General features: G+C 71.6%; 14 protein-coding genes. All 14 read right to left on the reverse strand.

Translation table 11 applies throughout. From position 1 onward, the window contains the following. Positions 1-8 precede the first annotated feature (8 nt). Positions 9-1,643, reverse strand: coding sequence for a type VII secretion target (locus tag RAC69_RS15905; RefSeq protein WP_375087686.1), 1,635 nt, complete (start codon positions 1,641-1,643; stop codon positions 9-11). 16 nt (positions 1,644-1,659) lie between these two features. Then, positions 1,660-2,403, reverse strand: a complete 744-nt coding sequence (locus RAC69_RS15910; RefSeq protein WP_375087687.1) for a hypothetical protein — start codon at positions 2,401-2,403, stop codon at positions 1,660-1,662. Positions 2,404-2,487: 84 nt separating this feature from the next. After that, positions 2,488-3,759, reverse strand: a complete 1,272-nt coding sequence (locus RAC69_RS15915; RefSeq protein WP_375087688.1) for a S8 family serine peptidase — start codon at positions 3,757-3,759, stop codon at positions 2,488-2,490. Next, complete coding sequence (gene eccB / locus RAC69_RS15920; RefSeq protein WP_341935658.1) at positions 3,759-5,078, reverse strand: type VII secretion protein EccB; 1,320 nt, start codon at positions 5,076-5,078, stop codon at positions 3,759-3,761. Before eccB ends, RAC69_RS15915 begins: the two co-directional genes overlap by 1 nt. Positions 5,079-5,081: 3 nt before the next feature. After that, complete coding sequence (gene eccD, locus RAC69_RS15925; RefSeq protein ID WP_375087689.1) at positions 5,082-6,434, reverse strand: type VII secretion integral membrane protein EccD; 1,353 nt, start codon at positions 6,432-6,434, stop codon at positions 5,082-5,084. A gap of 79 nt (positions 6,435-6,513) precedes the next feature. Next, positions 6,514-7,230, reverse strand: a complete 717-nt coding sequence (locus RAC69_RS15930; RefSeq protein ID WP_341935660.1) for a hypothetical protein — start codon at positions 7,228-7,230, stop codon at positions 6,514-6,516. 29 nt (positions 7,231-7,259) lie between these two features. Continuing rightward, complete coding sequence (locus RAC69_RS15935; protein WP_375087690.1) at positions 7,260-8,891, reverse strand: protein kinase; 1,632 nt, start codon at positions 8,889-8,891, stop codon at positions 7,260-7,262. Then, positions 8,888-10,345 (reverse strand): FHA domain-containing protein, encoded by a 1,458-nt coding sequence (locus tag RAC69_RS15940; protein WP_375087691.1) that lies wholly within the window; start codon positions 10,343-10,345, stop codon positions 8,888-8,890. The genes RAC69_RS15935 and RAC69_RS15940 overlap by 4 nt, the downstream gene beginning before the upstream one ends. Then, on the reverse strand, positions 10,345-11,151 hold the full coding sequence (locus RAC69_RS15945; RefSeq protein WP_375087692.1) for a PP2C family protein-serine/threonine phosphatase: 807 nt from the start codon (positions 11,149-11,151) through the stop codon (positions 10,345-10,347). Before RAC69_RS15945 ends, RAC69_RS15940 begins: the two co-directional genes overlap by 1 nt. Next, a complete protein-coding gene (locus tag RAC69_RS15950; RefSeq protein ID WP_375087693.1) occupies positions 11,148-12,758 on the reverse strand; it encodes an RDD family protein in 1,611 nt (536 codons plus the stop codon). Before RAC69_RS15950 ends, RAC69_RS15945 begins: the two co-directional genes overlap by 4 nt. Beyond that, positions 12,755-15,166 (reverse strand): transglutaminaseTgpA domain-containing protein, encoded by a 2,412-nt coding sequence (locus RAC69_RS15955; RefSeq protein WP_375087694.1) that lies wholly within the window; start codon positions 15,164-15,166, stop codon positions 12,755-12,757. The genes RAC69_RS15950 and RAC69_RS15955 overlap by 4 nt, the downstream gene beginning before the upstream one ends. Next, on the reverse strand, positions 15,163-16,425 hold the full coding sequence (locus RAC69_RS15960) for a DUF58 domain-containing protein (protein WP_375087695.1): 1,263 nt from the start codon (positions 16,423-16,425) through the stop codon (positions 15,163-15,165). Before RAC69_RS15960 ends, RAC69_RS15955 begins: the two co-directional genes overlap by 4 nt. After that, positions 16,425-17,396 carry a MoxR family ATPase gene (locus RAC69_RS15965; RefSeq protein ID WP_341935667.1) on the reverse strand — a complete coding sequence of 324 codons (972 nt, stop codon included), beginning with the start codon at positions 17,394-17,396 and terminating at the stop codon, positions 16,425-16,427. Before RAC69_RS15965 ends, RAC69_RS15960 begins: the two co-directional genes overlap by 1 nt. Before the next feature lie 60 nt (positions 17,397-17,456). Beyond that, a partial coding sequence (locus RAC69_RS15970; protein WP_375087696.1) for a fibronectin type III domain-containing protein occupies positions 17,457-18,811 on the reverse strand: 1,355 nt, incomplete at its 5' end.

Here is an 18,811-nt window from a genome sequence, read left to right on the forward strand (position 1 = left end):
TTCTGCGATCAGCTGTTCAGTCGGGACTGCCAGGCAGCCGTCGCCGGCTGGGCGGTCACCGGTGTGCCGAGGAGGTCGTCGGGCTGGGGATCGACCGATCCGGCACCCTCGTCGGTCGCGGTCGGGTCGGTGCCGTCGACATCCACGCCTGCGTCGGCATCCGGGCCGGCGTCGACGCCTCCGTCGGCATCCGCGCCCGGGGTCTCGCCGGCTCCGCCGTCGGTCGCGTCGGCCGGGGCATCGACCGGGTTCTCGGCCTGGTCCTCGGGCACGACGCCCGTGTCGCCGGCGCCGTCCGTGGCATCCGTTCCGTCGATGCCTCCGTCGACGTCGCCGTCGACGTTCGCCTCGCCGCCGACCTCCGCGACACCGCCGCGGTCTCCGTGGTCGAGACCGGCAGCCTCGTGGTGCAGGTCGGCTGCCTTGTCGCGGAGCTCGGCCGCCTTGTCGCGCAGCTCCGCGGCATCCTCCCTGGCGTCAGCCATCTCCTCGGCGGCGTCGTCGCGGCTCTCCTTCAGCTGCTCGATCCGCTCCCGGATCTCCGCGGCCTCCGCGCGCTGGGCCGAGGCGTCCGCGCGCAGCGCAGCCGACTCGGTGCGGGTCTGCAGCGCACCGGCGTCGTCGCCCGCGGCTTCCTGCTGCGTCGCCTTCAGGTCGAGCTCGGTCGCGCGGCGCTCGGTGTCGGTCGCGCTGCGATCGAGTGCGGACGCCTGCTCCTCGAGCTCGTCGATCTGCTTGTCGAGCGCCTCGACCTGCTCCTGCGCCTTGTCGGCGTGCTGGTCGGCCTGGTCGGCCTGCCTGTCGAGCGCGTCGGCCCGCGCATCGAGCCGGTCGGCCTTCGCATCGGCCTCGGCCCTGGCTTCGTCGTCGCCGGTCTCGCCGTCGAGCGAACCGTCCACGCGCGGGTCGTCGACCGACGGCGTGCCGCCGCCGCCTGCTCCGCCGCCGACGGATCCACCGCCGCCGGACGACCCGCCGCCGCTGCCCCCGCCGCTCCCGCCACCGCTGCCGCCGCCGTCGGGCGCGGTGTAGTCGGTGTCCACGTCCTGGTTCTGGTTCTGCGCCGACTCGACGTCGGTCGTGTCGTACGCGTCGGCGGTCAGGCGGAGCGAATCCGCGAAGCCCGTGAGGGCGTCGGGGGCGGTGCCGAGGAGCGCCACCATGGTCGCCTGGAACGTGTTGTACGCGCTCGAGGCCTGTCCTCCGATGAAGGAGAACGCAGCCGCGTCGATCGTCAGTCCCTGGGCCGCCGAGGTGATGTCTCCGTACGACCCCGCAGCCGCGTCGAAGGCGGAGGCATCCTTGCGGAGGTACTCGGTCTCGACGTTCACCTCTCCCTCGGGCCCGAAGGTCGAGGGTGAGGGCTGCGGCGACGGGTCGGGCAGGATCGACTCCCCCGGCACGTCGTTCAGCGGCGCGGGGGCCGCCGGCCGGATGCCGCCCGAGCTGCTCACGCCTCCTCCTCCGCCACTGGCCAGGTGGAATCCCGCGCTCACCACCTCGTCGAGCGGCGTTGCGGCATCGAGCACGTTCCCGGCGGCGCCGAGAAGGTCACCGTCCGCAACGTTCTGGCCGAAGTCGACGATCTCGTCGATCGGGTTCACGGCGTCGACGAAATCGCCGAATGCGTCTCCAAATCCCATCGGTGTTCTCCCTGCCTCAGCGGATCGCGCCCATGCGGCGCATCAGCTCGTGGGGGTTGTGGGCGATCTTCCGCAGCTGCGCGATCGCGGGGAAACCCTCGTACTTGTTCTCTCGTTCGCGAGCCGACATCGCCATGACGTTGTTCAGCGCCCGCACGATCTCCTTCTCGATCACACCGTCGTTGGTGTTCTTGACCCACCGCTCGTCGAGCGTCACGGCGGTGATCGTGTCGCCCTCGCGGGTGACCGTGATGGTCCTCGCGGCGTTCACGCCGTCGCGCGGCTCACGAGCGCGCTGCGCACGGTGGGCGAGGAAGTCCGCCTGCTCCGCGTCGGCTGCCGCGTACATCTCGCGCAGCTGCTCACGCCCCTCGAGGCCCCAGGCGGAACTGGGGTCGGCCAGCTCGACCGGCTCTGGTGCGGCCACCGGCGATGCGCCCTCGTGGTCGGTGGTCTCGGAGTAGGCCTTCAGCCACTGGGCGGCGCGCTGCTCGATGGCGGACTGGTAGCACGCGCTGACGGCGAGCCCGAGCGATTCCTCGCCGATCGTGTCGCGCCAGTCCTCGTCGAGGACGAGTGCCTGCACGGCGCCGTTCGCGGCCAGAGTGAGCTCGACCGCGCCCTCCTCATCCTTCACGGTGATGGGCGCCAGCTGCTCCGACGCCGTGGCGAGCGCCCGCAGTTCGCGCTGCAGTTCGCCTGCCGTCTGCTGCAGCTCTGCCATCAGACGGTTGGCGTCCGCCATATCCAAGCTGACCATGGGCTCCCTCTTCCGTAGACCGTTGACGCAATCCTACGAAGCGCCGCGCGAAGGCCATAGGGGGAGAAGTGCCCATCCGGGTGCTCAGGTCCGAAGGCGTCGCGTCCGCCCGCGCGCGAGCAGCAGCACGATCACGGAGATCGTCGCCGCCGCACCGAACCCCCATCCGACGATCTCCCTCGCGGGGCCGAGCGGGTCGGCGCCCGCGTCGACCGAGACCGTCCTGGGCTCCTCTGGCGTGGGCTCGGGAGCGGCGAACGCCGGGGAGGGAGGGCCGGGTAGCGTCCCGTCGTCGACCAGGGCGAGCGCTTCGGCGGGGCGCACCTCGCCCCATCCCACCGTGTCGGACGCCTCGGCGGGAGCGACGCGCATCGCCGCCTGCGTGAGACGGAACGCCCACTGGTCGGGGGTCTCGTCGGGGTACCGTGCGGCCACCAGCGCGGCAGCGCCCGAGACGACGGCGGTCGCGTAGCTCGACGACGCGGAGTCGCCGTTGAAGACGCAGTCTCCGCCGGAGATGTACGCCGAGGGCATCGACTGGCCGGGCGCCGCGATGTCGACGTGCGGACCGGCGTACGACGAATCGGCGCTCCACGTGCCGTTCCTGAGCACCGCCGCGACGGCGAGCGCACCCGGCAGCTCGCCCGGGTAGAAGTTCGCGGGGTCGGGGCGGTCGGAGTCCGCCGTGTTGCGGTTGCCCGCACTCGCGACCACCAGCGAGCCCCGCGCATGCGCGTAGTTCACGGCATCCGCGTACAGATCGGCCGACTGGTCGTCCGACAGCGAGACGTTGATGATCTGGGCGCCGTTGTCGGCGGCCCACTTGATGCCGGCCACGACCGACTGCACGCTGGGACCGACCACGTCTCTCGACGACTGTCCGTCCTCGGGCGCCGACTCGAAGGCGCGGACCGGCATGATCTTCGCGGCGGGGGCGATGCCGACCACGCCCGACCCGTCGACCATGCGCGCGGCGATGATGCCGGCCACGGCGGTGCCGTGTCCGAAGAGGTCGTCGTCGGCTCGCGCCGAGCCGTCTCCGAACGTGCTGGCACCCGGCACCAGGGCATCCGCGAAGTGCACGTTGTCGGCATCGATGCCGGAGTCGACGACCGCGACCGTCACGCCCTGTCCGCGGCTGAACTCCCAGGCGTCTTCGAGGCCGAGTCGCTCGACGAGATAGCTCGCCGACGACACGAAGGCCCTGTCACCCGGTGTGCACTGCTGACCGGCGTCGACGACGGGGCTCGACGCGGGATCGGTCGAGGCCGACGGAGCTCCCGACGGAGCGCCCGCCGCGCCCAGCAGGGCGGCGATCCCCAGCGCCGCGGCAGTGCGCGCGATGCGCATCCGCATCAGTCGTCCCCCTGCCCCGATGCGGTGGTGCGGGCGATGGACCGACTGAGGGTGGGACCCTGCTCGAGCAGCTGCGTCCAGGTGGCCGGCACGGTCACCGACTGCTCGGGGGTGTAGCCGAGCAGCGCGAGGTCGTCCGCCGACTCGACCGGGAAGTAGACCCCCGCCTCGGAGACGAACCCGTACGTCGCGCCCTGACCCGTCGACCGCGAGGTGATCGCCGCCCCCGCACCCGGAGTCACGCGCGTGCCCGGTTCGAGGTCCTGCGGCGCCGTTGCGACCGACACCTCGGGTCCGTCGGCGGTGGGGGTCATCTGCAGGCACGCGGTCGCCGCGTCGGTGGACGCGGTCGGCACGTTCTCGGGCCAGTCGGCGGGAATGGCCTCGGAGTTCACATCGACCAGGTCCGTCGCCTCGGCGACGGTCATCACGACGGGGTCCACGCCGACGTACGCCGTGAAGAGCTGGCGCGCGAAGGGCGTGGCCGGCACGAGCCTCCCCTCGCCGTCCACGACGTACTCCGCCACGACGTTGCCGTCGGACTGCGTCTGCACGACCTGCCCGATGCGGAGCCCGGCGGTGCCGGCATCCTCTCCCAGCTCGCCGCCGAGGTCGACCGCGAGGGGCGAACCAGGCGAGACGAGGTTCAGCCACAGGCCGGAGACGGTCGGCACCGACTCGACGTCGTCGATCCCGAGGAACACGCTGGCCACGACCGCGACGGTGTCGTCGGTCACCGCGTACCTCCGATCGCCCTGGACGAACCAGTAGCGCTCGCGGTCGTCGCGCACGAGGGCCCCCTGGTCGTCCGCCCCGACCTCGTCGCCGAGCAGTCGTGTCGAGATCTCGAGGGGGGCGTCGGCGACCACGCAGCTCAGCCAGGGGTCGTCGTACTGACGGTCGGGTGACGGGAGGTAGTCGGGCGCCCCGTCGATGCCGACCGGAGAGGGATCACGGCTGATGCCGTCGAGCTTGTTCGCGGGCACCGAGGTGATCTTCACCGAGCCGACCAGCAGGCGGGCGCTCGCGAGGTTCTTGACCGGGTAGAGCGTGCCGTCGAGGGCCACGTAGCGCGACCCCTCCCCCTGCACGACGATGATCGCGCCGTCGCGCCAGTCCTTCGGCAGGCTTCCGGTGAACGTGCCGATCAGCAGCGACACGATGACGGTCAGCACGCCCAGCGCGACGCTCACCACCACACCGCGCAGCGGCTTCCCCGGCGGGAGCTCGCGGCCGCCGGGGGCGCCGCTGACGAAGGCGCGCTGAAGACGGCGTCTGTTGAAGGCCTGCGCCTGCAGGAGCTCGGACTTGGATGCCATGGATCAGAACCAGCCGCCCGCGATGATGGCCAGCGGCAGCAGCAGCGCGATCGTCGCCCACTCGGCGAAGTCGGCGAAGCGGGTGAGCCCCAGGCGTGTGCGCGGGTTCAGCAGCACCACGACGATGATGCAGACGGCGGCGACGGCGAGGCCGATCACCAGCCCGCCGATCCAGTCGGGGTGGGTGAGGATGGCGGTGACGACGCTCAGGGCGACTCCGGAGAGGACGCCGGCCGCGACCGCCACGATGTCGTAGCGGGAGTAGACCTGCCGCGTTCCGAGGAACATGCCGAGGAAGGTCACGGCGCACAGCAGCAGACCCCAGAACCCGGATGCCACGACCGGCACCGTCGCGACGAGCACGATCACGCACAGCGAGATCCGCAGCGACACCTGGTACCGGTGGGCCCGGCTGTACAGCTTCGCGACCTCCTCCGGGGAGATGTGCGAGGGGGCGTCGTAGACCTCGGACTCCTCACGAGCGGAGACCACGCGGAGCGGCACGGATGCGAGAGCGACCCAGGGGGCGCCGAGTCCGGCGATGCCGGCGACCGCCATGGCGGCCGCGAGGGTTCCCGCGACGGGGGCGTCGACCCAGGCGACGATCGCGCCGATCACCAGGAGGGCTCCGCCGACCGCGATCGGGATGAGACCGTACTCGCGCAGCGACTTCAGGGCGAGGAGGGAGACCACGCCGAACGCCAGCGCCGCGGCGCCGCCGATGGCGAGGGGGACTCCCCACCCCGGACCGCCGGGGAGGAGCGTGTAGCCGGCGACACCCGCGTACACGGACGACACCAGCGCGAGAGCCATGGTCGCCTGCGACGGCGCGCCCGTTCGCGCCATCACCAGGGCGCAGATGAGGAGCACCACCGCGGCCGCGCCGGTGCCGGCTGCGGTGACGATCGTCCCGCTGCCGAGCCAGGCCCACACCGCCGGGACGAGCGCGAGGAGCAGGAGGACGGCCGCCACGACCGTCGCCGTCGTGACGGAGCTCTGCGTCGACCACTTCGGCGCGTTCGTCTCGACCGCGTCGGCGACGGCCTCGACCAGGTCGTCGTAGCGCTTGGCGAGCGTCGCGGATGCTCCCTGCTGCAGCACGAGGAAGTCGCCGTCCTGCACCCCCTGGGCGGCGAGGGTGCGGTCGCCGTCGAGCGGTGAGCCGTCGGCGTGGACGAGACGGAAGCCGGAGGACGCGGAGTGGCTGTCGAGCATCCGGAGGCGGCGCGTGAGCGACGGGAGGACCTCGGCGACCGGCACGCCGCCCGGCACGCCGACATCGATCCGCTCCGACTCCCACTGCACCGAGAGGCGTATCAGTTGCGATGATGCGACGGCTGTCGTCTGAGGCGACATGGAACCCCCTGCTTTCAATGAATACGCGCGTTCACACTATCGCGCGGACTATCCGATCTCGGCGCCGCGCAGCCGTGCGCTACGCGTCGTCGTCGTCTTCCGCATCCCCCTGCGGGGCGTCGAGCAGAGCCAGGTCGTCCTTCGTCACCAGGCGGCTCGACACGGCGTACTCGACCAGGCGGGCCTTGCGGTTGACGGCGTTGCGCCCCTGCCCTCCGCGCATGCCCTGCACGCCGATGCGGTCGAACTTCTCGCACACGTTGTCGAGCTTGCGGTTGAAGCGCGTGCTGGTCCATCCGAGCCGCGCGGCGGCCTCCGACGAACTGGGGATCTCGCTGATCCCGGCCCCCTCGCGCCGCAGCGCGGGTTCGGCGAGCGCGAGGATGAGCAGCTTCTGGCGCGAGGTCAGCGGCACGTGCCCGATCGTCGACTGCCCGCCGTCCGCGCCGCCGTTCGAGTCGATGCGGAGGGCGGCGCCCTGGGAATGGATCGTGAACTCGTACGTCGTCGGACCGGCGGTGAACACCACCGTGGTCCGCTCGAAGACGAGTGGCAGCCGCGCACCCGGTGCGAGCCAGGCGTTGACCCCGCCCGTGGAGTCGGTCACCGTCGCCGTCAGCCGTGCCCCGATGTTCGACAGCCACCAGAGGCCGTCGATGAGCGAGATCTCGAGGAAGTGCCGGTGCAGGAAGAGGTTGTCGTCGTCCAGCTCCAGATCCCCCTGGCGCCCGACGTAGAACGGCTCGTCCGGTCTCGGCGTGAAGTACTCCCCCGCGAATTCGACTGTGATGTCCATCGATCCCTCTTCCCCCCTGATCGGATCGCTCATTCCACGCACCCTCGCACCGGTTCCGAGGCACGGCCGTCGTCGCGACGCAGCATCACGTCGATGCAGACGGCCCCGGGCTCGGCGGCGAACTGCGCGCTCGTCTGATCGGTCTGCTGCGGATCCACTTCCCCCGACACCTTGACGACGTTCCAGATGTAGGAGTCGCCCTCGAGAGGATCCGCGTTGGTCCACGTGAACGAGACCTGATCGCCCGTCCTGACGCCCTCGAGGTCGCCGACCTTCGGGACGACGTCCGACAGGACGTCCTGCGGGCTCGGCGTGTCCGTCGCCTCGGGGGTCGTCTCGACACCGGCGACCAGGAGGTTCAGGAGCACGATGCCCCCGACGACCACGACGGCGGCCACGGCGGAGAGCGCGATCCAGAGACCTCGCCGGCTCCGCGGGCGTTCCGCCTGCTCGGCGGGCGCCGGCACGCCAGGGGCGAACGTCGGCGCGGGCTGCGGGACGGATGCCGCGGCATCCGGCGCCACGACCTTCGGACCGCGAGCGATCGTGCGGTCGTCGTCGGCTCCCGTATTCGGAGCGGAGGCGGGCGCGGGCGGAACGCGGATCTGGGTCTGCTCGACCGACGCGGGCGGAGGCGAGTCGAAGCGCGGCACATCGGGAACCGGCACGGCTGGTCCCTTGCGCTGGGTCGTCGCCGAGGGGCGCGTGAAAGCCGCGACCTCTGGATCGATGCTGACGATCTCGCGGACCCTGGTCAGGCCGTCGCCGTCGTCGTCGAGCTCCTCCGCCGGCGGGTGGTCGTCGACGATGTCGATCGGCGTGACCGAGTGCGACAACTCGATCTGCACCTTCTGCAGCGCCCGCGCGAAGGCGACCGCGCTCGGGAAGCGGTCGTCGGGGTTCTTCGCCATGGCCCGCTCGAGCACCCGCTGCAGGCTCTCCGGCGAATCCGGGCGGCCGAGGGGCGGAAGCGCGGCCCGCTCGATGCGCTCGATGAGATCCGCACTGGAGTTGCGCTGACCGGCACGCTCGAACGGCGAACGCCCGGCCAACAGCGTGTACAGCGTCGCGCCGAGAGCCCACACGTCGGTGCGCGGGCCGCTGCGCGGCGGCTCCGCGAAGGACTCCGGAGGCGACCACGGGACGGACATCCCGGATGCCTCGCTCGTGGCGCCCGTGGTCGATGCGATGCCGAAGTCAGTCAGGGCCGGGCGGTTGTACTCGGTGACGAGGATGTTCGCCGGCTTGATGTCGCGGTGCAGGACCCCCGCGCGGTGGGCCGTCTCGACGGCTCCCGCGACCTGGACGCCGACGCGCAGCGCCTCCGCGACCGAGAACTGCTCCTTGCGCGTGCGCACCTGCAGGTTCGGCCGCGGGCAGTACTCCATGACGAGGTACGGACGCCCGTCGCCCGCCACCCCCGCCTGGTAGATCGTGACGATCGCGGGATGGGTCGAGAGCATGGCCATGACATTCGCCTCATCGGCGAACTCCTGCGCGGCGTTGCTCGACAGCCGATCGGCGAGAAGGACCTTCACCGCGACGCGACGCCGCGGCATCTGCTGCTCGTACAGGAACACGTCGGCGAAGCCGCCGGTCCCGAGGGGCTCGACGTAGGTGAACCCCGGCAGCTGCGGGGGCGGTGAAGGTCGACGACTCACGGAAGATCCTCGAACGCGACGGTCACTCCGTCTCCCAGATCGACGACATCTCCGGACAGGACGAGCGTCTGCTCCCCGGGGTGCAGACGAACAGGGTCGGAGCCGGGGCGCAGCAGCGTCGAGCCGTTGGTCGTGTGCAGGTCGATGACCACCACGGTGTCGGCGTCGGGGCGGACCTCGAGGTGGCTGCGCGAGATGTCCTGCTGCGGGCTCTCGACGGCGACGAGGTGCGGGAGGTTCTCGCCGCTCGCACGCTGCGAGCGTGGGCGGCGGCCGATGATCACGGTGCGGTCGAGCTCGACGACCTGTCCGGTGGAGACGCGGATGCGTCCCGATGCGGATGCCGCCACCGGGATGACCTGGGTGGGCGCGTCGTCGCCGGAGGGCGCCTGCTGGCGGAGCGCACGCATCTCGGCGGCCGAGATCGTCGCGCCGTCGTGATCGCCCTCGACGAGGGGCGGGATCGGCGGCTGAGGCGCCGCAGCCACCGGCACGGGCGCCGTGTGCACCGTGGGGGCGAACAGCTGCTCGAAGTCGTCGATCTCGCTCGGCGCGATCGTGTCGTCGGCGGTGTCCGAGGGCACGACCGTGTCGTCGATCTCGCTCGACGGCGACCCGAGGACCTCACTGGGGACCAGGGTGTTGCCGTCGACCGCGTCGTCGACCGGCTCCGGCTCGGGCTCGGGCTCGGGCTCGGGCTCGGGCTCCGGCTCCGGTTCGGGCTCCGGCTCGGGTTCGGGCTCCGGCTCCGGCTCGGGCTCGACGGTGGGCTCCGACTCGGCGGTGGGCTCGGGCTCGACGGCAGACTCCGGCTCGACGGTGGGCTCCGGCTCGGACTCCGGCTCGGCGGATGCCGCGTCCGCGACCTGTGCGACGGCGGCAGCGGTGCCCGCGCCGAAGAACGCCAGCGGCGGAGCGGGGACGGCACCGAGCACGGCCGCCGATGCTCCCTCGGGCGCCGACTCGATCAGGGGCACCGGGCCCAGCACCGCCGTGATCGGCTCGGCGTCGGAGGCCTCGAGCTCGGCGCTGACGGCCGCCGCGCGGACGACACCGCTCTGCACGGGAAGGCCCGACGCGACAGCTGTCTCCTCCACGGTGATCTCGATGCGGGTGGCGCCGCCGACGAAGCGCTCGCTCCAGGTGGTCACCTCCGCCCCGGTGAACTCCTGGGCCTCGTCGGCGCCGCTGCTGACGCGCGCCACCACGCCGCCGCGCAGCGCGATGCGCACGTCCTTGCCCTCCGCGACTGCGGCGGCGAACGGCGGCAGCGTCGAGAACGAGCCGCCCTCGCCCGAGGTGAGAACGTCCACCACGCAGGAGAGGGTCTTCTCTGCGGGCAGCCGGTCCCACAGCCGCGCGACGACCTGGCTCGACACGTCTGGCGGGAGTGCGACGAGCGCTCCGGGAACGACGATCAGATACCACTGACCCGGTCGGTAGATCGTCTGCATCAGCGAACCCCTTCTGCTGACTCGCGTGGGCGAGTGTCCATGTCGATGTCGGTCTCGAGCAGCGTGCCGGGGCGCGAGGCCACCGAGACCGCATCTGCGATGACGACCGTGATGTTGTCGCGCCCGCCGGCCTGGAGCGCCTCGGCGACCAGGGCCTCCGCAGCCTCCTGCGGATCGGCCGTGGTCGACAGGATCTCGCGGATCCGCCGGTCGGGCAGCTCCGAGGTGAGTCCGTCGGAGCACACGATGATGCGGTCGCCGAGCTCTGCGGGGAACAGCCAGTAGTCGGCATCCCCCGTGCTGCTGGCGCCGATCGCGCGAGTGATGATGTTGCGCCGCCGATCGGTCGACGCGTCCTCGGGGGTGAGTTCGCCCGCGTCGATGAGTTCCTGCACGACGGAGTGGTCGACCGTGATCTGCTCGAGCTCGGCATCCGCGAAGCGGTAGGTGCGCGAGTCGCCGATGTTCACCGCGAGCCAGTACCCCATGCCGTCGACCGACGCGATCACGACACCGCTCAGCGTCGTGCCCGCGCGGCCGTTGCCCGAGGTGGACAGGTGCTCGACGCCCTCGCGGGCCCGCTCCAGCGCGAAGCGGACGTCGTCGAGCGCGAGCGAGGTCCGGCCGATGAACAGCGCGAACTCCTCGATGACCGTGGCGCTGGCGCGCTCGCCTGCCTCGTGCCCGCCCATGCCGTCTGCGACGACGAAGACCGGAGAGCTCGCGAGGTACGAGTCCTCGTTCAGTGCGCGACGCAGTCCGGCATGGGTCGCGGAGCCCGTGTGGACGACCAGCCCGGGCCTCATGCGTAGCCGCCGACGGTGACGATGCGGTCGCCGATCTCGATCGCGTCGCCGAGGCGCACGGGAACGCGCTGTCCTGCGGGGCACGCGAAGCGCTGTCCGTCGCGCACGATCGTCATGCCGTTCGTGGAGTGCCGGTCGAGCACCCAGCCGCCGGACGCTTCGGATGCCGCCTCGAAGTGCGTCTTCGACAGCGAGAGCGTCTCATCGCGCACCGGAACGAGCACCGCGCCGTCCTCGGGGGCGGGATTGCGGCCAAAGATCGTGCGGCGGGAGACGGGGACCCTGGTGCCGTCGTCCCACGTGAAGATGAGGCGGTGGCCGGGGACGCTGATGCGGGTCTGCTCGAGCTCGGCCTCCTCGTCGTACTCCGCATCGAACGCGGGCGTCGTGGTCGGGGCGAGCGCGGGCGCGGGCGTCGCGGGAACGGGCTCGGGAGTCGCGGGCTGAGCCGTCGGCACCTCCGGTGCGGGCGGCATCGCGGGAACGGGAGGCGTCACGGGGGCGGGAGGCGTCGCGGGGACCGGAGGCGTCGCGGCGACGGGAGGCGTCGCGGAAGCAGGAGGTGTGGCGGGAGCAGGAGGTGTGGCGGGAGCGGGAGGCGTGCTCGGCCGCTGCACGATCGTCTCGTCGAGTCCCGGATCGAGGTCCGACGCAGGCTCCTGCGCGGCCGCCGGCGGCTCCACCCTGGACGGAGGACCGGGCTGTGTGACACCGGGCACGAACGCGATCAGTGATCCCTCGTCCGCCGACGGGTTCTCGACCGGCGCGGGGCTCCCCGACGGTGCGGGGCTCTCGAACGGTGCCGGCGGCCGCGGAGGCGTGGCAGCCGGGTCGTATGCGGCTGCCGGGTCGTACGCGGCTGCGGGCGCCGGGGCAGCCGGGTCGTACGCGGCTGCGGGCGCCGGGGCAGCCGTCGCCGGAGCGGCGGGCGGTGTGTCCGCCGGCACCGTGAAGGCGCTCGCTGCGGGAGCCGACACCGGAGCGGGCTCGGGTGCGGGCGGTGCGGGGACGGTCGGAGGCGTGAAGCCGCCCGAGGCGGGCGCGGCGGGGAGCCCCGGGATCGCCGGCGGAACCGGTGCACCGCCGGCGGAACCGTACGCCGCGCCGGCGGCGACCGTGACGTCGGGGCCGCTCGGTGCCGAGACGGGGGCCGGCGACAGCCGGGCGTCGAGCACGAGAGCGTTCGCGACCTTGTCGTGCCAGCCCTGGAAGCGTCCGGATCCGTCGAACAGAGGAGTGAAGTATCCGACGACGATGCCGGCGGCGAGACCGAAGATGACGTTGCGCAGCAGCGCCCGACCGAACCCGAGCGGAGAGCCGTCGACCGCGGAGACGAGACGCAGTCCCTGCGCTCGCATCCCGATCGAGCCCTTGCCCGCCTGCATCAGCGTGTAGACGACGAACCAGCCGAGCAACAGGAGCGAGACGATCGGGCCGCCGATCAGGAGGGTCGTGAGCCCCGCCTCGACTCCGCCCGACAGGCTGATCGCAGCGATCAGCGCACCGTAGAGCACCACGGCGATTCCGGCGGCGATGGCCGCGTCGATGAGGTAGCCGATCGCGCGGCGGTTGATCGGCGCGATCTGCGCGAACGCGGGCTGCGTCATGGGGTCTCGCTCTCGGGTGCGGACGGTGTCGTGGTGCTGCTCTCGATAGTGCCAGGTTCGCGTCGCACCCGCGCGGTGGCGGCATCGCGGAGACCCTGCAGACCGTTCGAGATCGCGGAGCCGCCCAGCAGCGAACGAAGGCTCAGGCGCGCCTTGGTCCGCTTCCAGAAGCCGGCTTCGGCGCCGAGCCCTCCGACGATCGTGTCGACCTCGCTCCAGAAGGCGTCGACGTCTTCGGGTGTCGGATCGGTCGGTCCGAACACCTCGGCATCCGCCCGCTGCGCGAGATCGGTGACGCGCGGCACGGCGAGGGTCGCGACGACAGCCGCGGCCTCCTCCGACCGGGTCCCTCCCGGTGCGAGGCGCGCGCCGTAGTCGACGGCGCGGTCGGTGAGCTCGTCCCAGCCGCCGCTGATGCGGTCGGAGGTCCGGGCGGCAGCGCGCCGCGAGCGGCGCTTCGCCGCCTTCCACGCGCCGATCACGATGAACGGAGAGGCGAGCAGCGCGAGGATCGACAGCGAGATGCCGCCGATCACGAGGATCGTGCCGATGATGCCGAGGATGTTGAGCGTCTCGTCGTCGCCCTTGCGGTCGTCGGGCAGCGTCGGGGGCAGGTCGACCGGCTCCTGCGGCGGGGGCGGCGGCTGCAGCACCTGCGGCTTCGGGTCGACCTTCGGCTTGGTGTTCTGGTCGTTGGGGACCTTGTCCTCGGGCGGCGTCGGGTTGAACGTGAGCCACCCGAGCCCCTCGAAGTTCACCTCGACCCACGCGTGCACGTTGTCGCCGGTCGCCTCGAACACGGCGTCCCCGGCCTGCTCCTCGTCGGGGTAGAAGCCCATGACGACGCGGGCGGGGATGCCGACCTCGCGAGCCAGCAGCGCCATCGCGACCGAGTACTGCTCGTCGTCGCCGATCATCTGGTCGCCGCCGATGAGCGTGGTGATGCGCTCGGCGGTGTGGCCGGCCCGCGACAGCACCTCGCCCTCGAGGCCGTGACTGAAGAAGCCGCCGTCGGCGAGGAACGTCTCGAGCGCCCGCACCTGCTCGATGGGCGACTCGGCACCCGACACCGTCTCCGCGGCGAGCGAGGTCAGCTCCTCCGGCACGTTGCTCTGCTTCGGCAGCGGCACGGTGCCGAAGCCGACGTCGGCGAGCTGCGTGTCATCGAACTCGTTCGGGATCACGGTGTCGACCGTGTAGCTGTCGCCCTCCGCGAGCTTCGACGTCGCCACAGCCGTGCCCGTCGCCGTGTTGTAGTAGGTCGAGCGGCGCAGCTCGTCGGCACGCCCGCCCGAGAAGTCGATCTGCGACACCTGTCCGGCGTCGGGCACCCACACCCCGCGGTACTCGTCGATCTCGACCTGCAGCGTCACGGGGATGCCCTCGGCATCCGGCGACATGTTCGCGCGGATCGGTGTGAACGCGCTCGACGAGTCGGCACCGCCGTCGGTGACGTTGTAGACCATGCCGTCGTACTGGTCCATGACCGCGATGCGCATGCGGGCGCCCTTGGGCAGACCGTTCACGGTGAAGAGCGTGTCGCCGGCCTCGTCGCGCACGTTCTTGCGGAACGCCTGCAGCGGGCTCGGATAGTCGCGGATGTTGAAGGGCGGGATGATCACGTCACGGAACACGTGCCGCGGCTGCACCGGGGCGGCGATCGCACTCGTCGCGATGCCCGCGCCGCCGGCGACCGCGAGCACGGCCACACCCGCGAGCAGCCGACGCAGCCGCATGTGCGCGGCCCGCGAGGGATCGACCTCGCTCACCGAGACGGCGGCGTTGTGCGGCGCCCACAGCTGGCGGAGCGCGAGCCACGCGGTGGCGAGCACCGCGAACACGAGGCCCTGGAGCACGGGGAAGGCGGGCTCGGGCGTGCCGAGCGCGATCACCAGCATGAGCATGACGCCCGCGGGCAGCAGTGCCCACGCGACCTGCGGCAGACGCAGCGCGAGCGATGCCGTCAGCACCGTGATGACGAGGGTCAGCAGGAACGGCACGAGGAAGTGCCCGTCGGTGCCCGACACGGGGGCCACCGTGGTGAGGAGCTGCTTCCAGGCCGTGACGGTGCCGACCGCGAGCTTCTCCAGGGTCTCCAGCGACGGGATGACGCCGAGGATCGCCGTGTGCGGCAGTGCGAGCGCGCCGCCGAGCACGAAGTAGACGGCGACCGTGAGGCCGGCGACGATCAGGATGCCCCAGCGCCGCCACGTCGCGACGGCGGCGATGGCGAGTCCGAGGAACAGGGCGCCGATCGCGGCCGGGAGGTACGACGGTCCGGCGAACGTGGGCCAGAAACCCACGATCGACACCGCGATGAGCAGCGCGGAGGCGCTGAGATCGAGGATCCAGCGACGCACCGGCATCCCGGCGAAGTCCTTCGCGAGAGCGGTCGACACGGCGGTCATGCGAGCACCTTCTGCAGTGCGAGGGGCACCTGTTCGAGAGCGCCGATCGTGACGACGTCGGCCTCGCCGATGCGACGGAGGGCGGGGGCGGTCACGCTGCGATCGGCGACGACCGCGAGCACCTTCGCACCGAAGGGCAGGCGGGCGCACGCGACGCGCAGGCCATCGGTGTCGACCCGCGAACCGCACACGAGCACCACGACGCTCGCGAGGGGCATGGTGCGCGACACGACGCCGGCGAGCTGGTCGATGCCGCCGTCACGGGGCTTGGAGTACTCGACGCCCGAGAGCGAGTCGAGCAGCTGCTTGCCCGTGCCGGCGGCGAGCTCGCGTCCCTGCACGCGCACGTCGACGCGCTGCGAGTCGCGGATGGCGCGGAGCCCGATGGAGCCGGCCGCCGAGATCGCCAGCTCGAAGTCGTCGTCGGTGGCGTAGTCGCCGGCCGAGCGCGAGAGGCCGATCACGAAGTGCGAGCGGCGGGTCTCCTCGTACTGGCGGACCATCATCGTGCCGGTGCGCGCGGTCGAGCGCCAGTGCACGTGGCGCAGATCGTCGCCCGGCTGATACTCGAGCAGGGCATGGAACGAGACGTCGTCGCGCGAGAGGTCGGCGGCCGGCAGGCCCTCGAGGTCGCGGAGGTAGCCGAGCGACTGGCCGTCGAACAGCACCGTGCGGGGGTGCACGTACAGGTCGACGGGCTCGTCGCGACGGTGCGCGCGCTCGAACAGCCCGAGCGGATCGCCGCGCACGACGCTGACGGGGCCGACCTTCACGACTGCGCGCTTCTGCGTGGGGATCGCGAACAGCTCCTCCGCCTCCTCGCCCGGAGCGAGACGCTGGATGCCGAATTCGCCGCGCCCCGAGCCGACCGGCAGCACGACGCGGGAGGGCAGGATCGCCCTGGCGCCGCGGTTCGCGAGGGTGAGGGCGCCGACCGCGCGCTCACCGACGACCACGCGGGTGCGCGCGAGATCGAGCGAGACGTCGTAGGCGGTGCGGCCGATGAGGAACAGCGCGCACAGCCCGACGGTGAGGGCGATCACGACGGCGGCGACGGTGAACTCCGCCCACCCCGCGATCTGACCGAGGATCCAGAAGCCGACGGCGAGCGCCATCATCACCCACGCCAGCGGCCGGATCGCGCTCGTCACGAGGCGGAGGCGGCTCAGGATGCGCGCGCCGATGACCGCCGCGACGTCGCGCCAGCCGGCGTCGCGGTCGATCGGCGCGGTCGCAGCCGGGAGGGCCTCCGTCGTCATCAGGCCGCCGCTCGGGCCTGCGGTGCTGCGACGGCGTCCAGGACGCGCGCGATGACCGTGTCGCTGGAGGTTCCGGCGAACTCCGCCTCGGCATCCAGCAGCAGGCGGTGCTGCCACACGGGGCGGGCGAGCGCCTTGATGTCGTCGGGGAGCACGAAGTGCCGACCCTGCGATGCGGCCCACACCTTCGCGATGCGGATCATGGCGATCGCGCCTCGCACCGAGACGCCGAGTCGGATCGCAGAGTCCTCACGGGTCGCCTCGGCGATCTCCGCCACGTACCGCAGCACGGCGGGCTCCACGTGCACCGAGGCGCCGAGGTCGGCCATGTCGGCGACGGCGCTCGTCGTGATGATCGCCGAGAGGCCGGCGGACGGGTTGCGGTCGGAGGCACCGGCGAGGATGCTCTCGGTCACCGCGATGTCGGGGTACCCGATCGACGTCTTGATGAGGAACCGGTCGAGCTGCGCCTCGGGGAGCTTGTAGGTCCCCGCCTGCTCGATGGGGTTCTGCGTCGCGATCACGAGGAACGGACGGCCGGTCTCGTGCGTGACGCCGTCGACCGTGACCCGCGACTCCTCCATGACCTCGAGAAGGGCGGACTGCGTCTTCGGCGAGGCGCGGTTGATCTCGTCGGCGAGCACGATCGACGCGAAGATCGGGCCCTTGTGGAATTCGAACCGGTGCTGCTGCTGGTCGTAGATCGTGACGCCGGTGACGTCGGACGGCAGCAGGTCGGGCGTGAACTGGATGCGGGTGCTCGTGCCCTGCACGGTCGCGGCGAGCGCCTTCGCGAGGCTGGTCTTGCCCGTGCCCGGTGCGTCTTCGAGGAGCACGTGGCCCTCGGCGAGCATGGACGCGAGCACGAGGCTGACGATCTCGCGCTTGCCCTGCACGGCGCGGTCGACGTTGTCGACGAGGCGCTGGAAGGTGCCCTGGAACCAGGCGGCCTGTTCGGGGGTCATGGTCATGAGAGTGTCGGTTCCTCGTTCTGTGAAGGGGCGTGCGGCGCGACGCGGTGGCGGGTCGCGCTAGTACCAGTTGATGGCATCGGCGTACCGGTTGAGCTCGACGATGTAGACGCGGATGGAGCGGCCGGGGTTTCCGTAGAAGCATCCGAGCTGCACCGTGCCGTTCTCGGGCACGTACCGCGCCGAGTTGCCGAACTGTCCGCCGTCATCGCACCGCAGCGTGTAGTTGCCGGGGCTCCGGAAGTTCTGCACCGTGAGGGTGACGTACGCGCACGAGGAGTGCGTGCACTCCCCCGGCCAGTTGCCGGACGCGCCCTTGCCGGTCTTGAGGACTTCGGCCGGGCGGTTGTTCGTCCGCGCGGAGTCGGATGCCTCCGGCGACCAGCCGCCCTCTGTGGCATGGGCGCGCACCTTGATGCTGTGCGTCTCCTCGTAGCCGTTGCCGACGGTCTGCGACCCATTCGCCGCCACGTTCTGCCAGCCGCCGCCGTCGATGCTGATCTGCACCTGATCGATCGACCGCCCGTTGTCGGAGTTCCTCGCGTCCCACGACAGCCGCACCGACTGGCCGAGATTCTCCGCCTTCGCCACGGGCGCCTTGGGCTGCCCGAACGGGATCACCTTCGCCACGTTCGATGCCGCACCGGCATACGAGGTGCCGTCGACGGTCGAGACCGCGCGGATCTGCAGGTTGTAGGTCTGGCCGTTCGTCAGGCCGCCGATCGAGTTGCCGTTCAGCGCCTGCCAGCTCCCGCCGCCGTTGAACGTGTACTGGTAGGTGAGCTCGCTCGACTTGGCACCGTTGCGGGCGCCCTCGTTGTACGAGATGTTGATGATCGATCGGTCGGCCGCCTGGCCGCTCAGGCTCGTCGGCGCGCCCGGCGCGTTGACGCCGCGGCGGGGCGCCGACAGCTCGGACCACTCGCCCCAGCCCGCCTTGTTCTGCGCGCGGATGCGGTAGGTGTACGGCGTCTCGGACGTCGGGACCTTGACGGCCTGCGAGGTCGCTCCCGCACCGGGGGTGAGCGTGTTCACGACCGTGCCGCCGTTGCGCACCTCGAGCTGGTAGCTGGCGATGGCATCGCCGTTCGAGTTCGGCGCGGCCCAGTTGACCTGCATCTGCGCCTCGGTGCCGACCGACGCGAGCTGCGTCGTCGTGGGCGCTGCGGGCTTCAGCGGCGGTCCGGCCGGAACCTCGGACGCTGACCAGTTGCTCCAACTCGACGGATCCGGCGCCTTGTTGTGCGCCTGCACCCGCACCTGGTAGTTCCCGCCGTTCTCGAGGCCTTCCCAGGTGAGCGAGTTGCCGGTGACCTGCTTCTGCGCGACGCCCGAGGGCGGGGCGGGCGAGATCTCGAGCGTGTAGCTCTCGACCGGCGAACCCGGGGTAGACGGGGTCGTCCAGCTGACGGCGA

Source organism: Microbacterium sp. LS_15, assembly GCF_041954735.1.
Taxonomy (GTDB): domain Bacteria; phylum Actinomycetota; class Actinomycetes; order Actinomycetales; family Microbacteriaceae; genus Microbacterium.

What these genes read in the sequence shown, in the direction of transcription:
- RAC69_RS15905 (WP_375087686.1), bottom strand. Translation starts at nt 1,643, where the DNA reads ATGGGATTTGGAGACGCATTCGGCGATTTCGTCGACGCCGTGAACCCG.
- RAC69_RS15910 (WP_375087687.1), bottom strand. Translation starts at nt 2,403, where the DNA reads ATGGTCAGCTTGGATATGGCGGACGCCAACCGTCTGATGGCAGAGCTG.
- RAC69_RS15915 (WP_375087688.1), bottom strand. Translation starts at nt 3,759, where the DNA reads ATGCGGATGCGCATCGCGCGCACTGCCGCGGCGCTGGGGATCGCCGCC.
- eccB (WP_341935658.1), bottom strand. Translation starts at nt 5,078, where the DNA reads ATGGCATCCAAGTCCGAGCTCCTGCAGGCGCAGGCCTTCAACAGACGC.
- eccD (WP_375087689.1), bottom strand. Translation starts at nt 6,434, where the DNA reads ATGTCGCCTCAGACGACAGCCGTCGCATCATCGCAACTGATACGCCTC.
- RAC69_RS15930 (WP_341935660.1), bottom strand. Translation starts at nt 7,230, where the DNA reads ATGGACATCACAGTCGAATTCGCGGGGGAGTACTTCACGCCGAGACCG.
- RAC69_RS15940 (WP_375087691.1), bottom strand. Translation starts at nt 10,345, where the DNA reads ATGCAGACGATCTACCGACCGGGTCAGTGGTATCTGATCGTCGTTCCC.
- RAC69_RS15945 (WP_375087692.1), bottom strand. Translation starts at nt 11,151, where the DNA reads ATGAGGCCCGGGCTGGTCGTCCACACGGGCTCCGCGACCCATGCCGGA.
- RAC69_RS15950 (WP_375087693.1), bottom strand. Translation starts at nt 12,758, where the DNA reads ATGACGCAGCCCGCGTTCGCGCAGATCGCGCCGATCAACCGCCGCGCG.
- RAC69_RS15955 (WP_375087694.1), bottom strand. Translation starts at nt 15,166, where the DNA reads ATGACCGCCGTGTCGACCGCTCTCGCGAAGGACTTCGCCGGGATGCCG.
- RAC69_RS15960 (WP_375087695.1), bottom strand. Translation starts at nt 16,425, where the DNA reads ATGACGACGGAGGCCCTCCCGGCTGCGACCGCGCCGATCGACCGCGAC.
- RAC69_RS15965 (WP_341935667.1), bottom strand. Translation starts at nt 17,396, where the DNA reads ATGACCATGACCCCCGAACAGGCCGCCTGGTTCCAGGGCACCTTCCAG.